This is a genomic window from Citrobacter sp. MGH106, assembly GCF_001037495.1.
Lineage (GTDB): Bacteria > Pseudomonadota > Gammaproteobacteria > Enterobacterales > Enterobacteriaceae > Citrobacter > Citrobacter murliniae.
In genome coordinates this window covers 3,565,929-3,583,452 of sequence record NZ_KQ089822.1, presented here as the reverse complement: position 1 = coordinate 3,583,452, position 17,524 = coordinate 3,565,929, and the positions used below count along the sequence as shown (strand labels likewise).

The window sequence follows — 17,524 nt, the reverse complement described above, 5'->3', positions numbered from 1 at the left end:
AGGAAGAACGCATAATAACGATGGCGATGAAAAAGTTGCTCATAGCGTCGCTGCTGTTTAGCAGCGCCACCGTATACGGTGCTGAAGGGTTCGTAGTGAAGGACATTCATTTCGAAGGCCTACAGCGAGTCGCCGTTGGTGCGGCTCTCCTTAGTATGCCGGTGCGTACAGGCGACACGGTTAATGATGAAGACATCAGTAATACCATTCGCGCCCTGTTCGCCACCGGAAACTTTGAGGATGTCCGCGTCCTGCGCGATGGTGATACCCTTCTGGTTCAGGTAAAAGAACGTCCGACGATTGCCAGCATTACTTTCTCCGGTAACAAATCGGTGAAAGACGACATGCTTAAGCAGAACCTCGAGGCGTCTGGCGTGCGTGTTGGCGAATCTCTTGATCGCACAACCCTTGCCGATATCGAAAAAGGCCTGGAAGATTTCTACTATAGCGTCGGTAAGTACAGCGCCAGTGTGAAAGCGGTGGTAACACCGTTGCCGCGTAACCGCGTTGACCTCAAACTGGTGTTCCAGGAAGGTGTATCGGCGAAGATCCAACAGATCAATATCGTCGGTAACCACGCCTTTACAACCGACGAGCTTATCTCTCACTTCCAACTGCGTGATGAAGTGCCGTGGTGGAACGTCGTAGGCGATCGTAAATATCAGAAACAGAAACTGGCGGGTGATCTCGAAACCCTGCGCAGCTACTATCTGGATCGCGGTTACGCTCGTTTCAACATTGACTCCACCCAGGTCAGCCTGACGCCGGATAAGAAAGGTATCTATATCACTGTCAACATCACAGAAGGTGAGCAGTACAAACTTTCTGGGGTGCAAGTGAGCGGTAACCTTGCCGGACACTCTGCCGAGATTGAGACCCTGACGAAAATCGAGCCGGGCGAACTCTATAACGGCACCAAAGTGACCAAAATGGAAGATGATATCAAGAAGCTTCTGGGTCGCTACGGTTATGCCTACCCGCGTGTACAGTCGCAACCTGAAATCAACGATGCAGACAAAACCGTAAAATTACGTGTAAATGTGGATGCGGGTAACCGTTTCTATGTTCGTAAGATCCGTTTTGAAGGTAACGACACCTCTAAAGATTCCGTGCTGCGTCGCGAAATGCGCCAGATGGAAGGCGCGTGGTTGGGTAGCGATCTGGTCGATCAGGGTAAAGAACGTCTGAATCGTCTGGGCTACTTCGAAACCGTGGACACTGATACTCAGCGTATTCCGGGTAGTCCGGATCAGGTTGATGTGGTCTATAAGGTGAAAGAACGTAACACCGGTAGCTTCAACTTCGGCGTCGGTTACGGTACAGAGAGCGGCGTTAGCTTCCAGGCGGGCGTTCAGCAGGATAACTGGTTAGGTACCGGTTATTCGGTCGGTATTAACGGCACCAAAAACGACTATCAGACCTATACTGAGTTGTCTGTTACCAACCCGTATTTCACCGTTGATGGTGTCAGCCTTGGTGGTCGCGTCTTCTATAACGACTTTGAAGCGGATGATGCGGATCTGTCCGACTATACCAACAAAAGTTATGGTACAGACGTAACGCTGGGCTTCCCGATCAACGAATACAATACGTTGCGTGCGGGTCTGGGTTATGTGCATAACTCCCTGTCTAACATGGATCCACAGGTTGCGATGCAGCGATATCTGGTTTCCATGGGTGAGAATCCTGATGCTGATAGCTTCAAATCGGACGATTTCACCTTCAACTACGGTTGGACATACAACAAGCTGGACCGTGGGTACTTCCCAACGGAAGGTACGCGTGTCAACCTGAACGGTAAAGTAACGGTTCCTGGTTCTGATAACGAATACTACAAAGCGACGTTGGATACTGCGACCTATGTGCCGATCGATGACGACCATAAATGGGTTGTTCTGGGTCGTACTAAGTGGGGTTACGGTGACGGTATAGGCGGCAAAGAGATGCCGTTCTATGAGAACTTCTATGCCGGTGGTTCCAGTACTGTGCGTGGCTTCCAGTCGAACACTATCGGTCCGAAAGCCGTCTATTTACCGGCTAATCGTTATAATAATGATGACGATTATGACAACGAGTGTGACACTACCAATACTGCACCGTGTAAATCGGATGATGCTGTGGGCGGTAACGCCATGGCTGTCGCCAGCCTGGAGTTTATTACTCCGACGCCGTTTATTAGCGACAAGTATGCCAACTCGGTCCGTACTTCCTTCTTCTGGGATATGGGTACCGTTTGGGATACTAACTGGGATTCCGCGAAGTATTCTGGTTATCCAGACTACAGCGATCCGAGCAATATCCGTATGTCTGCAGGTATCGCATTACAATGGATGTCCCCATTGGGGCCGTTGGTCTTCTCCTACGCCCAGCCGTTTAAGGATTATGAGGGAGACAAAAAAGAGCAGTTCCAGTTTAACATTGGTAAAACCTGGTAATTGTTCTTCACAAAGGAATGTAAGAGTTGTGTAGCGATGACTTTAGGCGATCTTGCATGGGATCGCCTGGCCACGCAAAGAACTGCATCTTCGGATGCAAATGGGATGGTAAGGAGTTAATTGTGAAAAAGTGGTTATTAGCTGCAGGTCTCGGTTTAGCGATGGCAACGTCTGCACAGGCTGCCGACAAAATTGCAATCGTCAATATGGGTAGCCTGTTCCAACAGGTTGCACAGAAGACTGGTGTTTCTAATACGCTGGAAAACGAGTTCAAAGGCCGCGCCAGCGAACTGCAGCGTATGGAATCCGATCTGCAATCTAAAATGCAGCGTCTGCAATCTATGAAAGCGGGTGCCGATCGTACCAAGCTGGAAAAAGACGTTATGGCACAGCGCCAGACTTTCTCTCAGAAAGCGCAGGCTTTTGAGCAGGATCGTCAACGTCGTTCCAACGAAGAACGTGGCAAACTGGTTACTCGTATCCAGACTGCTGTGAAATCTGTCGCTAGCAGCCAGAGCATCGATCTGGTCGTTGACGCGAACACCGTTGCATACAACAGCAGCGATGTAAAAGACATCACCGCCGACGTACTGAAACAGGTTAAATAAGTAATGCCTTCAATTCGACTGGCTGATTTAGCAGAGCAGTTGGATGCAGAATTACACGGTGATGGCGATATCGTCATCACCGGCGTAGCGTCCATGCAATCTGCGCAAACTGGCAATATCACATTCATGGTAAACCCTAAATACCGTGAACATTTAGGCGTATGCCAGGCTTCTGCCGTTGTGATGACGCAGGACGATCTTCCTTTTGCTAAGAGTGCCGCGCTGGTAGTGAAGAATCCCTACCTGACCTATGCACGAATGGCACAAATTTTAGATACCACGCCTCAGCCTGCACAAAATATTGCACCCAGTGCAGTGATCGATGCGACGGCGAAGCTGGGTAATAATGTCTCTGTTGGCGCAAATGCGGTCGTCGAGTCAGGCGTAGAGCTGGGCGATAACGTGGTTATCGGCGCAGGTTGCTTCGTCGGAAAAAACACAAAAATCGGTGCAGGTTCACGCTTGTGGGCCAATGTGACGATTTACCACGATATTCAGATCGGTGAGAATTGCTTGATCCAGTCAAGCACAGTCGTCGGATCTGACGGCTTTGGCTATGCAAACGATCGTGGTAATTGGGTGAAGATCCCGCAGCTTGGTCGCGTCATTATTGGCGATCGCGTCGAGATTGGTGCCTGTACTACAATCGATCGTGGCGCACTGGACGATACCGTGATCGGCAATGGTGTTATCATTGATAACCAGTGCCAGATTGCGCATAACGTTGTGATTGGCGACAATACGGCTGTAGCCGGTGGCGTCATTATGGCGGGTAGCCTGAAGATTGGCCGTTACTGCATGATTGGCGGCGCCAGCGTGATCAATGGGCATATGGAAATATGCGACAAAGTCACGGTAACTGGCATGGGTATGGTGATGCGTCCTATTACTGAACCTGGCGTCTACTCCTCAGGCATTCCGCTACAACCCAACAAGGTATGGCGTAAAACAGCTGCACTGGTGATGAATATTGATGATATGAGCAAGCGTCTCAAAGCAATTGAGCGCAAGGTTAATCAACAAGACTAACGTTCCACCTGTACACAACATCGTTCAAGCTGCATTGAAGCGGCAATTGAGTGAAATCCCGGGAGCTTGCGCAGGTAAGTGACTGGAGTGAGCCAAGGCAGCCAACAAAGCGGCAGCTTGAAAGATAAAGTGTATGTACGTGCCATCCTTTTACGGCCTGTCACATTCATGCGATTGCGACAGGCCGTGTTATTATTGCCTTTTAGTATATTTTGACAGGAAGAGTATTTTGACTACTAACACTCATACTCTGCATATTGAAGAGATTTTAGAACTTCTGCCGCACCGTTTTCCGTTTCTGCTGGTTGACCGTGTGCTGGATTTTGAAGAAGGTCGTTTTCTGCGCGCAGTGAAAAATGTATCCGTTAACGAGCCTTTCTTTCAGGGCCACTTCCCGGGTAAACCGATTTTCCCTGGTGTGCTGATTCTGGAAGCGATGGCACAGGCAACGGGTATTCTGGCGTTTAAAAGCGTAGGAAAACTGGAGCCGGGCGAACTGTATTACTTCGCAGGAATTGATGAGGCACGCTTTAAGCGTCCTGTCGTGCCAGGCGATCAGATGATCATGGAAGTGACTTTCGAGAAAACGCGCCGCGGCCTGACCCGTTTTAAAGGGGTTGCGTTGGTCGACGGTAAAGTTGTGTGCGAAGCAACAATGATGTGTGCCCGTAGCCGGGAGGCCTGATACGTGATTGATAAATCCGCCTTTATTCACCCAACTGCCATTGTAGAAGATGGTGCCAGCATTGGCGCTAATGCTCACATTGGCCCATTTTGTATTGTTGGACCCCATGTTGAAATTGGTGAGGGTACCGTACTGAAGTCTCACGTTGTCGTGAATGGTCATACCAAGATTGGTCGCGATAACGAGATCTATCAGTTTGCCTCCATCGGTGAAGTGAACCAGGACCTGAAATATGCTGGCGAACCGACCCGTGTGGAAATTGGCGATCGTAACCGCATCCGCGAGAGCGTCACCATTCATCGTGGCACAGTGCAGGGCGGTGGGTTGACGAAGGTGGGCAGTGATAACTTACTGATGATCAACGCGCACGTCGCGCACGATTGTACAGTGGGTAACCGCTGCATTCTGGCGAATAACGCCACGCTTGCCGGACATGTTTCGCTGGATGATTTTGTTATCATCGGTGGCATGACAGCGGTGCATCAGTTCTGCATCATTGGCGCGCACGTGATGGTTGGTGGCTGTTCTGGCGTTGCCCAGGATGTTCCTCCATACGTTATTGCCCAGGGCAACCATGCGACGCCGTTTGGCGTCAACATTGAAGGTTTGAAGCGTCGTGGATTCACTCGCGAAGCGATTACTGCGATCCGCAATGCCTATAAAGCGTTGTACCGCAGCGGCAAAACGCTTGACGAAGCGAAACCGGAAATCGCCGAACTGGCGAAGCAGTACCCCGATGTTCAGGCCTTTAGCGATTTCTTTGAGCGCTCAACGCGTGGTCTGATTCGTTAATGACTGAGCAGCGTCCTTTAACGATTGCCCTCGTCGCCGGAGAAACCTCCGGCGATATTCTTGGTGCAGGATTAATTCGAGCACTCAAGGCTCGCGTCCCCAATGCGCGTTTTGTCGGCGTTGCAGGTCCGCTAATGCAGGCTGAAGGCTGTGAAGCCTGGTACGAAATGGAAGAGTTGGCGGTAATGGGCATTGTTGAAGTGCTCGGACGTCTGCGCCGTTTGCTGCATATCCGCGCTGATCTGACTCGCCGTTTCACCGATCTCAAGCCGGATGTTTTTGTCGGTATTGATGCGCCTGATTTCAACATTACCCTCGAAGGAAATTTGAAAAAGCAGGGCATTAAAACCATTCATTACGTCAGCCCCTCCGTGTGGGCATGGCGACAGAAACGCGTTTTCAAAATAGGCAGATCCACCAATATGGTGCTGGCCTTTCTGCCTTTCGAAAAAGCGTTTTATGACAAATTTAACGTCCCGTGCCGCTTTATTGGTCATACCATGGCGGATGCCATGCCGTTGGATCCTGATAAAAATGCGGCTCGTGATGTTCTGGGTATTCCTCATGATGCGCACTGCCTGGCATTGCTACCGGGAAGTCGTGGTGCAGAAGTGGAAATGCTCAGCGCTGATTTTCTGAAAACAGCGCAGCTATTACGTCAACAATACCCGGATCTCGAAGTTGTGGTTCCGTTGGTCAATACCAAACGCCGAGAGCAGTTTGAACGCATCAAGGCTGAAGTGGCTCCAGAACTTTCCGTACATATGCTTAATGGAATGGGACGTGAAGCCATGGTTGCCAGCGATGCTGCGCTGCTGGCCTCTGGTACGGCTGCGCTGGAGTGCATGCTGGCGAAGTGTCCGATGGTTGTCGGCTATCGTATGAAACCCTTCACGTTCTGGCTGGCGAAGCGTCTGGTGAAAACCGATTATGTTTCTCTGCCGAACTTGTTAGCGGGAAGAGAACTGGTTAAAGAGCTGCTGCAGGATGAATGCGAACCGCATGCATTGGCACAAGCGCTGTTGCCGTTGCTCGCCAATGGTAAAACCAGCCATGCGATGCATGACACTTTCCGTGAACTGCACCAGCAGATCCGTTGCAATGCCGATGAACAAGCGGCGGATGCTGTCCTGGAGTTAGCACAATGATTGAATTTGTTTATCCACATACGCATTTAGTGGCGGGTGTGGATGAAGTGGGGCGCGGTCCTTTGGTGGGAGCCGTTGTGACTGCGGCCGTTATACTTGATCCTGCTCGTCCGATTGTCGGGCTCAACGACTCCAAAAAATTGTCGGAAAAGCGTCGTCTGGCACTTTACGATGAAATCAAGGACAAGGCGTTAAGCTGGAGCCTTGGGCGAGCGGAACCGCATGAAATTGACGAGCTGAATATCCTGCATGCCACCATGCTGGCTATGCAGCGTGCGGTTGCAGGTCTGCATATTACGCCTGAATACGTACTGATTGATGGAAATCGTTGCCCGGCATTGCCGATGCCGTCGATGGCGGTAGTGAAAGGTGATAGCCGCGTGGCAGAGATCAGCGCTGCGTCTATCCTGGCTAAAGTCACACGTGACGCTGAAATGGCGGCGCTGGATATTATTTTTCCGCAGTATGGCTTTGCACAGCACAAAGGCTACCCAACCGCTTTTCATCTGGAAAAGCTGGCAGAGCATGGCGCTACAGAGCACCACCGTCGCAGCTTTGGCCCTGTCAAACGCGCACTGGGACTCGCGTCCTGATTCTTGTGTCGAGAATAAGTAAACCGGAATCTGAAGATGTCTGAACCACGTTTCGTCCACCTGCGGGTGCACAGCGACTACTCCATGATTGATGGGCTGGCAAAAACCGGACCGCTGGTAAAAAAGGCGGCCGCATTAGGCATGCCTGCGCTGGCGATCACCGATTTCACCAACCTGTGTGGTCTGGTGAAGTTTTACGGAGCGGGTCATGGCGCGGGCATTAAGCCAATTGTTGGCGCTGATTTTCATGTTCGTAGTGAACTGTTTGGTGATGAGCTCACTCAACTGACCGTGCTGGCGGCCAATAACACGGGTTACCAGAACCTGACATTGTTGATATCGAAAGCCTATCAGCGTGGCTATGGTGCTGAAGGGCCGGTTATCGACAAAGACTGGTTGGTCGATTTAAAAGATGGCTTAATTTTGCTTTCCGGTGGTCGCATGGGCGACGTCGGGCGCAGCCTGCTGCGTGGTAACAGCGCACTGGTCGATGAGTGCGTGACGTTTTATGAAGAACATTTTCCCAATTGCTACTTCCTGGAACTGATCCGCACCGGCAGGCAAGACGAAGAAAATTATCTGCATGCCGCAGTGGCTCTGGCCGAAACGCGTGGTCTGCCAGTGGTGGCGACCAACGATGTTCGCTTCCTTGAAAGCGGAGATTTCGACGCGCATGAAATTCGCGTTGCGATCCACGATGGTTTCACTCTCGATGATCCGAAACGCCCGCGCAACTATTCGCCGCAGCAGTATATGCGCAGCGAAGAGGAGATGTGCGAGCTGTTCTCCGACATCCCGGAAGCGCTGCAAAATACTGTCGAGATAGCCAAACGCTGTAATGTGACGGTACGTTTGGGCGAATATTTTCTACCGCAGTTCCCGACTGGTGATATGACCACGGAAGACTATCTGGTCAAAAAATCCAAAGAGGGGCTGGAAGAGCGTCTGGCATTTTTGTTCCCGGACGAAGCCGAGCGTCAAGAGAAGCGCCCACCCTATGATGAACGCCTGGATATTGAACTTCAGGTTATTAACCAAATGGGGTTCCCGGGTTACTTCCTGATCGTTATGGAGTTTATCCAGTGGTCAAAAGATAACGGTGTACCCGTTGGGCCGGGACGTGGTTCCGGTGCGGGCTCGTTGGTTGCTTATGCTTTAAAAATTACCGATCTTGATCCGCTGGAATTCGACCTGCTGTTCGAACGTTTCCTCAACCCGGAACGTGTCTCGATGCCTGACTTCGACGTTGACTTCTGTATGGAGAAGCGCGACCAGGTAATTGAACACGTAGCGGATATGTATGGCCGTGACGCGGTATCGCAGATTATTACCTTTGGTACGATGGCGGCAAAAGCGGTTATCCGCGACGTAGGCCGCGTGCTGGGGCATCCGTACGGTTTTGTTGACCGTATTTCTAAACTGGTGCCACCCGATCCGGGGATGACGCTGGCGAAGGCCTTTGAGGCTGAGCCGCAACTGCCTGAAATTTACGAGGCTGATGAAGAGGTCAGGGCGCTGATCGACATGGCGCGTAAGCTGGAAGGTGTCACACGTAACGCCGGTAAACATGCTGGTGGTGTGGTCATCGCGCCAACTAAAATTACTGACTTTGCGCCGTTGTACTGCGATGAGCAGGGGCTGCACCCGGTTACTCAGTTTGATAAGAACGATGTGGAATATGCCGGGCTGGTGAAGTTTGACTTCCTCGGCTTGCGAACGCTCACTATCATCAACTGGGCGCTGGAGATGATAAACGCTCGCCGTAAGAAGAACGGTGAGCCACCGCTGGATATTGCCGCCATTCCGCTCGACGATAAAAAAAGTTTCGATATGCTGCAGCGTTCAGAGACGACAGCTGTTTTCCAGCTTGAATCTCGCGGTATGAAGGATCTGATCAAGCGCCTGCAGCCTGACTGCTTCGAAGACATGATCGCTCTGGTGGCGCTGTTCCGCCCAGGTCCGCTGCAGTCAGGGATGGTAGATAACTTTATCGACCGTAAACACGGTCGTGAAGAGATTTCCTACCCGGACGTACAATGGCAGCATGAGTGTCTGAAACCGGTGCTGGAGCCGACCTATGGCATTATCCTGTATCAGGAACAGGTCATGCAGATAGCCCAGGAGCTGTCGGGCTATACTCTTGGCGGCGCGGACATGTTGCGTCGTGCAATGGGTAAGAAAAAACCGGAAGAGATGGCCAAGCAGCGCGGCACCTTCGAAGAAGGGGCGAAAAAGCGTGGTGTAGATGGCGAGCTGGCGATGAAAATCTTTGACCTGGTGGAGAAATTCGCCGGTTACGGATTTAACAAATCGCACTCCGCGGCCTATGCGCTGGTCTCTTACCAGACGCTGTGGCTGAAAGCGCATTACCCCGCTGAGTTTATGGCAGCGGTAATGACCGCCGATATGGATAACACCGAAAAGGTGGTGGGGCTGGTGGATGAATGCTGGCGCATGGGGCTAAAAATCCTGCCGCCAGATATCAACTCCGGGCTGTACCATTTCCATGTTAATGATGACGGTGAAATTGTATATGGCATCGGCGCGATAAAAGGCGTGGGTGAAGGGCCAATTGAAGCTATCATTGAAGCGCGTAATAAAGGTGGCTACTTCCGCGAGCTGTTTGATCTCTGTGCCCGCACAGATATTAAGAAGCTAAATCGCCGGGTGTTGGAAAAGCTAATCATGTCCGGGGCGTTTGACCGCCTTGGCCCGCATCGCGCTGCGTTGATGAATTCGCTTAATGATGCGCTTAAAGCTGCCGATCAGCATGCGAAAGCTGAAGCTATCGGTCAGGCCGATATGTTTGGTGTACTGGCGGAAGAGCCGGAACAAATTGAACAATCTTACGCCAGCTGCACGCCGTGGCCGGAGCAGGTGGTATTAGAGGGTGAACGTGAAACGTTAGGACTTTACCTGACCGGACACCCTATCAATCAGTATTTAAAAGAAATTGAGCGCTATGTCGGAGGCCACAGGCTGAAAGACATGCATCCGACAGAACGTGGTAAAGTTACCACTGCTGCGGGGCTCGTTATTGCTGCGCGGGTAATGGTCACCAAGCGCGGTAATCGTATCGGCATCTGCACACTGGATGACCGTTCCGGGCGTCTGGAAGTGATGTTATTCACCGATGCTCTGGATAAATACCAGCATTTGCTGGAAAAAGACCGCATACTTATCGTCAGCGGACAGGTCAGCTTTGATGACTTCAACGGCGGGCTTAAAATGATGGCCCGTGAAGTCATGGATATTGACGAAGCCCGGGAAAAATATGCTCGCGGGCTTGCTATCTCGCTGACGGACAGGCAAATTGATGACCAGCTTTTAAACCGACTCCGTCAGTCTCTGGAACCCCACCGCTCGGGGACAATTCCAGTACATCTCTACTATCAGAGGGCGGATGCACGTGCGCGATTGCGTTTTGGCGCAACGTGGCGTGTCTCTCCGAGCGATCGTTTGCTAAACGATCTCCGTGGCCTTATTGGTTCGGAGCAGGTGGAACTGGAGTTTGACTAATACAGGAATACTATGAGTCTGAATTTCCTTGATTTTGAACAGCCGATTGCAGAGCTGGAAGCAAAAATCGATTCTCTGACTGCGGTTAGCCGTCAGGATGAGAAACTGGATATTAACATCGATGAAGAAGTGCATCGTCTGCGTGAAAAAAGCGTAGAACTGACGCGCAAAATCTTCGCCGATCTTGGCGCATGGCAGGTAGCCCAACTGGCTCGCCATCCACAGCGTCCATATACCCTGGATTATGTCCGCCTGGCGTTTGATGAATTTGATGAGCTGGCGGGCGATCGCGCCTATGCGGATGACAAAGCTATTGTCGGCGGTATTGCGCGTCTTGAGGGGCGTCCGGTGATGATCATTGGTCATCAGAAAGGCCGCGAGACCAAAGAGAAAATTCGTCGCAACTTCGGCATGCCAGCACCGGAAGGCTATCGTAAAGCGCTGCGTCTGATGGAAATGGCCGAACGCTTCAAGATGCCGATTATCACCTTCATCGACACCCCTGGGGCTTACCCGGGGGTGGGCGCGGAAGAACGTGGTCAGTCTGAAGCGATTGCGCGCAACCTGCGTGAAATGTCACGTCTGAGCGTGCCGGTTATCTGCACCGTTATCGGTGAAGGTGGTTCCGGTGGTGCGCTGGCGATCGGCGTGGGCGATAAAGTGAATATGCTGCAATACAGCACCTATTCTGTTATCTCCCCGGAAGGCTGCGCGTCCATTCTGTGGAAAAGCGCAGACAAAGCGCCGTTGGCGGCAGAAGCGATGGGCATTATTGCGACGCGTTTGAAAGAGCTGAAGCTTATCGACTCCATCGTTCCGGAACCACTGGGTGGTGCGCATCGTAATCCGGAAGCAATGGCAGCGTCGCTGAAGGCGCAATTGCTGGCCGATCTGGCCGATCTTGACGTGTTAAGTACGGAAGAGCTCAAAAATCGTCGTTACCAGCGTCTGATGAACTACGGTTACGCGTAAACTGTATTTATTCTGAAAAGGGCCACAACACTGTGGCCCTTTTTTTTACCTGCGGTTTGACCAGGCTATGATTAACTAAGGTTTTTCCAGGAGGAACGCATGAACATTATTGCCATCATGGGACCGCATGGCGTCTTTTATAAAGATGAGCCCATCAAGGAACTTGAACGTGCGCTGCAGCAGCAGGGGTTTCAGATTATCTGGCCACAGAATAGCGTCGACCTGCTGAAATTTATCGAACACAATCCGCGCATTTGCGGTGTTATTTTTGACTGGGATGAATACAGCCTGGAGCTATGTAGCGATATCAATCAGCTAAATGAATATCTCCCACTGTACGCTTTTATTAATACCCATTCGACGATGGATGTCAGCGCCCACGATCTGCGCATGGCGCTGTGGTTTTTTGAGTATGCGCTTGGTCAGTCCGAAGATATAGCGACGCGTATTCGGCAGTACACCAGTGAATATCTCGATAACATTACGCCTCCCTTTACCAAAGCGCTGTTTACTTATGTGAAGGAAGGGAAGTATACCTTCTGTACGCCAGGGCATATGGCGGGAACGGCGTACCAGAAAAGCCCGGTGGGATGCCTGTTCTATGATTTCTTTGGCGGCAACACGTTAAAGGCTGACGTGTCCATTTCTGTGACTGAGCTGGGGTCGCTATTGGACCATACAGGTCCACACCTGGAAGCAGAAGAGTATATCGCTCGCACCTTTGGCGCAGAGCAAAGTTATATGGTCACCAACGGCACATCGACGTCGAATAAGATTGTTGGGATGTATGCCGCCCCTACGGGAAGTACGTTATTAATTGATCGCAACTGTCATAAATCTCTCGCGCATTTATTGATGATGAGTGATGTGGTACCCATTTGGCTGAAACCCACACGTAATGCGCTGGGGATCCTCGGGGGAATTCCGCGCCGCGAATTCTGCCGCGAGAGTATTGCACGTAAGGTAGAGGAGACTACGCAAGCACAGTGGCCGGTGCATGCAGTTATCACTAACTCGACCTACGACGGTCTGTTGTATAACACTAACTGGATTAAACAAACGCTGGATGTCCCTTCTATTCATTTTGACTCTGCCTGGGTGCCTTACACGCATTTCCATCCGATTTACCAGGGGAAAAGTGGCATGAGCGGTGAGAGGGTTCCAGGTAAAGTCATCTTTGAAACGCAGTCCACCCACAAGATGTTGGCCGCGTTGTCGCAGGCGTCTTTGATTCACATTAAAGGGGATTATGACGAAGATACCTTTAATGAAGCCTTTATGATGCACACCTCGACCTCACCCAGCTACCCCATTGTGGCATCGATTGAAACAGCGGCGGCGATGCTGCGTGGTAATCCCGGTAAGCGGCTAATTAACCGCTCGGTGGAGCGCGCGCTCCATTTCCGTAAAGAGGTACAGCGACTGCGAGAAGAATCGGACGGTTGGTTCTTCGATATCTGGCAGCCGGAAAAAGTAGATCAAGCGGAATGCTGGCCCGTCGCTCCTGATGAAGGCTGGCATGGGTTTAATGATGCTGACGCTGACCACATGTTTCTCGACCCGGTAAAAGTCACTATTCTGACGCCGGGAATGGATGAACAAGGAAATATGAGCGAAGAAGGGATCCCTGCCGCGCTGGTAGCAAAGTTCCTCGATGAACGCGGTGTCGTGGTGGAGAAAACAGGTCCGTATAATCTGTTGTTCCTGTTCAGCATTGGGATTGATAAAACCCGGGCAATGGGCTTACTGCGAGGACTGACTGAGTTCAAACGCTCATATGACCTTAATTTGCGCGTTAAAAACATGCTGCCGGATTTGTATGCTGAAGATCCTGATTTTTATCGCAATATGCGTATTCAGGATCTGGCGCAGGGGATCCATAATTTGATCCGCCAGCATGATCTCTCCGGGTTGATGCTACGGGCATTTGACACCTTGCCGGAAATGAAAATGACGCCGCATCAGGCCTGGCAGCGACAAATTAAAGGCGAAGTGGAGACCGTGACGCTCGATCAACTGGTGGGGCGCGTTTCTGCCAATATGATCCTGCCTTATCCACCTGGTGTACCGCTGCTGATGCCGGGGGAAATGATCACTGAAGAAAGCCGTGCTGTACTCGATTTCCTGCTGATGCTGTGTTCAGTAGGCCATCATTACCCCGGATTCGAAACAGATATTCATGGCGCTAAACTGGGCGAGGACGGTGTGTATCGTGTGAGAGTCCTAAAAATGGCATAACGACTTGCCTGAACCGACTGCGGATGAGTAATGTGCGAAAAGAAAACTAAAGAGGCAAACACGCTATGCTGGGATTAAAACAGGTTCACCATATTGCCATTATTGCGACGGATTACGCGGTCAGTAAGGCATTTTACTGTGATGTGCTGGGCTTCACGTTGATGAGTGAAGCCTACCGTGAAGAGCGTGACTCCTGGAAAGGCGACCTCGCGTTGAATGGGCAGTATGTGATTGAGCTTTTTTCCTTTCCTTTTCCGCCTGGCCGCCCCAGCCGACCAGAGGCTTGCGGTTTACGTCACCTGGCGTTTAGCGTTGAGAACGTGGAAGCCGCAATAACCCATCTGGAAGATCATAATGTGAAATGCGAGCCGATACGCGTCGATCCTTTTACTGGTAAGCGCTTTACGTTTTTCAACGATCCAGACGGATTGCCTCTTGAACTGTATGAACTGTAAGTCTTGTTATTGTGGCTTTAGCCCGGTAACGTGCCGGGCAATGCCATTGTAAGCAACTATCATGACGACACTCACACTGAACACTTCACTTCTGAACGCTAACCAGATCCTCGTCGCTTTTAGCGGCGGCCTGGACTCTACCGTGCTGTTGCATCAACTGGTGCAGTGGCGAACGCAGCACCCTGAAGTCTCCTTGCGTGCTATCCATGTCCATCATGGGTTAAGTGCCCACGCTGATGAATGGGTGACCCACTGTGAATCGATATGTGCGCAATGGCAGGTACCACTGGTGGTTGAGCGGGTACAGCTGCAGGACGATGGGTCAGGAATAGAAGCTCAGGCGCGACGGGCACGCTATCAGGCGTTTGAACAGACACTGTTGTCGAATGAAATACTGATGACCGCCCAGCATCTTGATGACCAGTGCGAAACATTTTTGCTCGCACTAAAACGTGGCAGTGGCCCCGCTGGGCTTTCTGCGATGGGTGAAAGTTCGCCGTTTGCCGGAACCCGGCTTATTCGCCCACTGCTAACACAAACACGAGAAGAACTTGAAAAGTGGGCGCGGACGCATGCGTTAAGCTGGATTGAAGACGAAAGCAATCAGGTTGATGCTTATGACCGCAATTTCTTACGCTTGCGCATTATTCCACTCCTGCAACAGCGCTGGCCGCATTTTGCGGAGGCTACAGCCCGCAGCGCCTCGCTGTGCGCCGAGCAGGAGAGTTTACTGGATGAGTTACTTGCTCAAGATTTAGCTGACTGTGTCACCGCTCAAGGTACGCTGCGACTGGAACCATTAATGATGAAGAGCGATGTGCGGCGTGCGGCGCTGCTTCGTCGCTGGCTGGCTGGGTTGAATGCGCCGATGCCCTCCCGGGATGCTTTGGAGCGTATCTGGCAGGAAGTCGCGCTGGCGCGGGAAGATGCTGTACCCCGTTTGTGCTTTGGCGGGTACGAAATTCGTCGTTACCAGTCACAGTTGTGGTGGGTTAAATCTGTTGCCGGGCAAAGTGAAACGGTGATTCCATGGTCATGCACGAAAACGCCATTGGTGTTGCCTGTCGGGCTGGGAACGGTGCAGTTACTTCCCGATGGCGAATTACGAAAACCGCGAGCGAATGAGACAGTCAGTATTCGGTTTAAAGCTCCTGGACTCTTGCATATTGTCGGGCGTAACGGCGGGCGTAAGCTCAAAAAAATCTGGCAGGAGCAGGGGATCCCTCCCTGGCGACGAGATACCACACCGTTGCTATTTTACGGCGATACGCTGATTGCAGCTGCGGGAGTATTTGTAACGCGTGAAGGTATGGCTGAGGAAGAAGAGAGTGTGCGCCTGCTATGGCATGCCTGATGATGGCGCTGCGCTTATCTGGCCTACGAATTGTAGGCCAGATAAGGTGTGTGCATCGCCATTTGGCAAAGGGGATTATGATTCGCTGACCACCACGGTACCGATTTCCGGGTGGCTGAAGCTGGCAATTTTGTCGAGGCGAAGTTCACGGGTTTCACCTGCGACTTCTGCAACCAGATACTCCACATTTTTGCGGGAAACCAGGTCATTCGCTTTCGCCTGCAGAACTTCGCCATCTTTTAGCGCCAGCGTCAGTAACAAATGGTGCTGGCAGGCGAGCTCAAGATTGTCGTAATCATCACAGTTAATGGGTTGATACGTTTCATTCATTGACATAATCGCTCACCAGTAAGTTCGCGGCCGCATATGCCGCCTTTTCCCTGACCGACTCTGAAAGGGCGCTGTCTGCAGCCACTTCATTCAGTACCTTCAATACGCAACCCAGCGCATCCGGGACATACCCTAAGTCTCCGCTGGCAATTTCCGCGTACCGCTTGCGTATTAACTCACAATATTTTTCCACATGCCCTCCTGTCAGCACTCTGACTTAACCGTGGATGCAAGTCTAAGCCTACGAAGATAAACTCTGTTTAGCAAGGTGACTATACCATACTCATTCAAGCAATATCAGCGCCTTGATAGAGGACACCCACGCTACTGGTTAGCAGCCTTTTGGCGCAGATTTCGCTACAATGGAGGCCTGATTCGAAAGGAGTTCTCTCATGGCGCTTAAAGCGACAATATATAAAGCCGTAGTCAATGTGGCGGATCTTGACCGCAACCAGTTTCTTGACGCGGCATTGACGCTGGCGCGTCACCCCTCAGAAACCCAGGAACGCATGATGCTGCGCCTGCTGGCGTGGATTAAATATGCTGACGAACGGTTACAGTTTACGCGGGGATTAAGCGCTGAAGATGAGCCGGAAGCGTGGTTGCGTAATGATCATCTGGGTATCGATTTATGGATTGAACTCGGTTTGCCGGATGAACGCCGTATCAAGAAAGCATGTACTCAGTCTGCAGAAGTTGCTTTGTTTGCCTATAACAGCCGTGCGGCTCAAATCTGGTGGCAGCAAAACCAAAGTAAGTGCTCTCAGTTTGCTAATTTATCCGTGTGGTATCTGGATGATGAGCAACTGGCGCAACTGAGTGACTTTGCTGGCCGTACAATGACGCTTCAGGCGACTATCCAGGATGGGGCTATCTGGCTGTCAGATTCTCAGAACAATCTGGAAATTCATTTGAGCGCGTGGCAGCAACCTTCATGATTGTTATCTCCCGAAATGTCTCTATTCCTGATAATGAGCTGGAAATCACGGCAATCCGGGCTCAGGGAGCAGGTGGGCAGCACGTTAATAAGACTTCGACGGCTATCCATTTGCGCTTTGACATTCGGGCCTCTGGCCTGCCAGAGTATTATAAGGAACGTCTGCTGGCTGCCAGTCATCATCTGATCAGCGGCGATGGTGTCATTATCATTAAGGCACAGGAGTACCGTAGCCAGGAGCTTAACCGGGAAGCGGCAATATCCCGACTGGTGGCGGTCATTAAAGAGTTAACCGCAGTGCAAAAAAGCCGACAGGCAACTCGCCCTACGCGCGCGTCGAAAGAGCGTAGGTTGTCATCAAAGGCGCAGAAATCCACAGTGAAGGCACTGCGAGGTAGGGTTCGTCGCTCGCAAGACTGACGAACGGGA

Annotated in this window: 16 protein-coding genes; 14 read left to right on the top strand and 2 right to left on the bottom strand. The window is 51.4% G+C overall.

From position 1 onward, the window contains the following. The first annotated feature begins 20 nt into the window (after positions 1-20). The 12 genes from bamA (at position 21) to tilS (ending at position 15,828) form a co-directional block, all read left to right on the top strand. Complete coding sequence (gene bamA / locus SK36_RS16790) at positions 21-2,435, top strand: outer membrane protein assembly factor BamA (protein ID WP_045440002.1); 2,415 nt, start codon at positions 21-23, stop codon at positions 2,433-2,435. A 122-nt stretch (positions 2,436-2,557) separates the two neighbouring features. Beyond that, on the top strand, positions 2,558-3,043 hold the full coding sequence (gene skp / locus SK36_RS16785; RefSeq protein ID WP_045440005.1) for a molecular chaperone Skp: 486 nt from the start codon (positions 2,558-2,560) through the stop codon (positions 3,041-3,043). Positions 3,044-3,046: 3 nt separating this feature from the next. Further along, complete coding sequence (gene lpxD, locus SK36_RS16780; RefSeq protein WP_048222028.1) at positions 3,047-4,072, top strand: UDP-3-O-(3-hydroxymyristoyl)glucosamine N-acyltransferase; 1,026 nt, start codon at positions 3,047-3,049, stop codon at positions 4,070-4,072. Positions 4,073-4,301: 229 nt separating this feature from the next. After that, complete coding sequence (gene fabZ, locus SK36_RS16775) at positions 4,302-4,757, top strand: 3-hydroxyacyl-ACP dehydratase FabZ (RefSeq protein ID WP_003018528.1); 456 nt, start codon at positions 4,302-4,304, stop codon at positions 4,755-4,757. Positions 4,758-4,760: 3 nt separating this feature from the next. Beyond that, positions 4,761-5,549, top strand: a complete 789-nt coding sequence (gene lpxA, locus SK36_RS16770; protein WP_045440007.1) for an acyl-ACP--UDP-N-acetylglucosamine O-acyltransferase — start codon at positions 4,761-4,763, stop codon at positions 5,547-5,549. Continuing rightward, positions 5,549-6,697, top strand: coding sequence for a lipid-A-disaccharide synthase (lpxB, locus tag SK36_RS16765; RefSeq protein WP_048222027.1), 1,149 nt, complete (start codon positions 5,549-5,551; stop codon positions 6,695-6,697). Before lpxA ends, lpxB begins: the two co-directional genes overlap by 1 nt. After that, positions 6,694-7,290 (top strand): ribonuclease HII, encoded by a 597-nt coding sequence (gene rnhB / locus SK36_RS16760; RefSeq protein WP_048222026.1) that lies wholly within the window; start codon positions 6,694-6,696, stop codon positions 7,288-7,290. The genes lpxB and rnhB overlap by 4 nt, the downstream gene beginning before the upstream one ends. Before the next feature lie 36 nt (positions 7,291-7,326). Further along, the gene (gene dnaE / locus SK36_RS16755; protein ID WP_045440012.1) at positions 7,327-10,809 is read left to right on the top strand and encodes a DNA polymerase III subunit alpha; all 3,483 of its coding nucleotides are present in this window, start codon (positions 7,327-7,329) and stop codon (positions 10,807-10,809) included. Positions 10,810-10,821: 12 nt separating this feature from the next. After that, on the top strand, positions 10,822-11,781 hold the full coding sequence (accA, locus tag SK36_RS16750; RefSeq protein ID WP_045440015.1) for an acetyl-CoA carboxylase carboxyl transferase subunit alpha: 960 nt from the start codon (positions 10,822-10,824) through the stop codon (positions 11,779-11,781). Between the two features lie 99 nt (positions 11,782-11,880). Then, positions 11,881-14,019 (top strand): lysine decarboxylase LdcC, encoded by a 2,139-nt coding sequence (ldcC, locus tag SK36_RS16745; RefSeq protein ID WP_045440018.1) that lies wholly within the window; start codon positions 11,881-11,883, stop codon positions 14,017-14,019. Positions 14,020-14,084: 65 nt separating this feature from the next. Continuing rightward, complete coding sequence (locus tag SK36_RS16740; RefSeq protein ID WP_045440020.1) at positions 14,085-14,474, top strand: VOC family protein; 390 nt, start codon at positions 14,085-14,087, stop codon at positions 14,472-14,474. Between the two features lie 61 nt (positions 14,475-14,535). Further along, on the top strand, positions 14,536-15,828 hold the full coding sequence (gene tilS, locus SK36_RS16735; protein ID WP_048222025.1) for a tRNA lysidine(34) synthetase TilS: 1,293 nt from the start codon (positions 14,536-14,538) through the stop codon (positions 15,826-15,828). 75 nt (positions 15,829-15,903) lie between these two features. On the opposite strand, the gene rof is transcribed toward tilS, so the two are convergent. Both rof and SK36_RS16725 read right to left on the bottom strand, forming a co-directional pair. After that, entirely contained in the window at positions 15,904-16,164 is a 261-nt protein-coding gene (rof, locus tag SK36_RS16730; RefSeq protein ID WP_045440024.1) for a Rho-binding antiterminator, read from the bottom strand. Further along, positions 16,151-16,351: a YaeP family protein gene (locus tag SK36_RS16725; protein ID WP_005132083.1), complete on the bottom strand. Its 201-nt coding sequence runs from the start codon at positions 16,349-16,351 to the stop codon at positions 16,151-16,153. The genes rof and SK36_RS16725 overlap by 14 nt, the downstream gene beginning before the upstream one ends. Positions 16,352-16,550: 199 nt before the next feature. On the opposite strand from SK36_RS16725, the gene SK36_RS16720 reads away from it, so the two are divergent. Then, positions 16,551-17,096 carry a YaeQ family protein gene (locus SK36_RS16720; RefSeq protein WP_045440028.1) on the top strand — a complete coding sequence of 182 codons (546 nt, stop codon included), beginning with the start codon at positions 16,551-16,553 and terminating at the stop codon, positions 17,094-17,096. After that, positions 17,093-17,515, top strand: coding sequence for an alternative ribosome rescue aminoacyl-tRNA hydrolase ArfB (gene arfB, locus SK36_RS16715; RefSeq protein ID WP_045440031.1), 423 nt, complete (start codon positions 17,093-17,095; stop codon positions 17,513-17,515). Before SK36_RS16720 ends, arfB begins: the two co-directional genes overlap by 4 nt. The last annotated feature ends 9 nt before the right edge of the window (positions 17,516-17,524 follow it).

Excerpts from the sequence above, each read along its gene's own strand:
- bamA (WP_045440002.1), top strand. The coding sequence starts at position 21 with ATGGCGATGAAAAAGTTGCTCATAGCGTCGCTGCTGTTTAGCAGCGCC.
- arfB (WP_045440031.1), top strand. The coding sequence starts at position 17,093 with ATGATTGTTATCTCCCGAAATGTCTCTATTCCTGATAATGAGCTGGAA.
- accA (WP_045440015.1), top strand. The coding sequence starts at position 10,822 with ATGAGTCTGAATTTCCTTGATTTTGAACAGCCGATTGCAGAGCTGGAA.
- SK36_RS16740 (WP_045440020.1), top strand. The coding sequence starts at position 14,085 with ATGCTGGGATTAAAACAGGTTCACCATATTGCCATTATTGCGACGGAT.
- lpxD (WP_048222028.1), top strand. The coding sequence starts at position 3,047 with ATGCCTTCAATTCGACTGGCTGATTTAGCAGAGCAGTTGGATGCAGAA.
- ldcC (WP_045440018.1), top strand. The coding sequence starts at position 11,881 with ATGAACATTATTGCCATCATGGGACCGCATGGCGTCTTTTATAAAGAT.
- lpxB (WP_048222027.1), top strand. The coding sequence starts at position 5,549 with ATGACTGAGCAGCGTCCTTTAACGATTGCCCTCGTCGCCGGAGAAACC.
- tilS (WP_048222025.1), top strand. The coding sequence starts at position 14,536 with ATGACGACACTCACACTGAACACTTCACTTCTGAACGCTAACCAGATC.
- dnaE (WP_045440012.1), top strand. The coding sequence starts at position 7,327 with ATGTCTGAACCACGTTTCGTCCACCTGCGGGTGCACAGCGACTACTCC.
- rof (WP_045440024.1), bottom strand. The coding sequence starts at position 16,164 with ATGTCAATGAATGAAACGTATCAACCCATTAACTGTGATGATTACGAC.
- rnhB (WP_048222026.1), top strand. The coding sequence starts at position 6,694 with ATGATTGAATTTGTTTATCCACATACGCATTTAGTGGCGGGTGTGGAT.
- SK36_RS16720 (WP_045440028.1), top strand. The coding sequence starts at position 16,551 with ATGGCGCTTAAAGCGACAATATATAAAGCCGTAGTCAATGTGGCGGAT.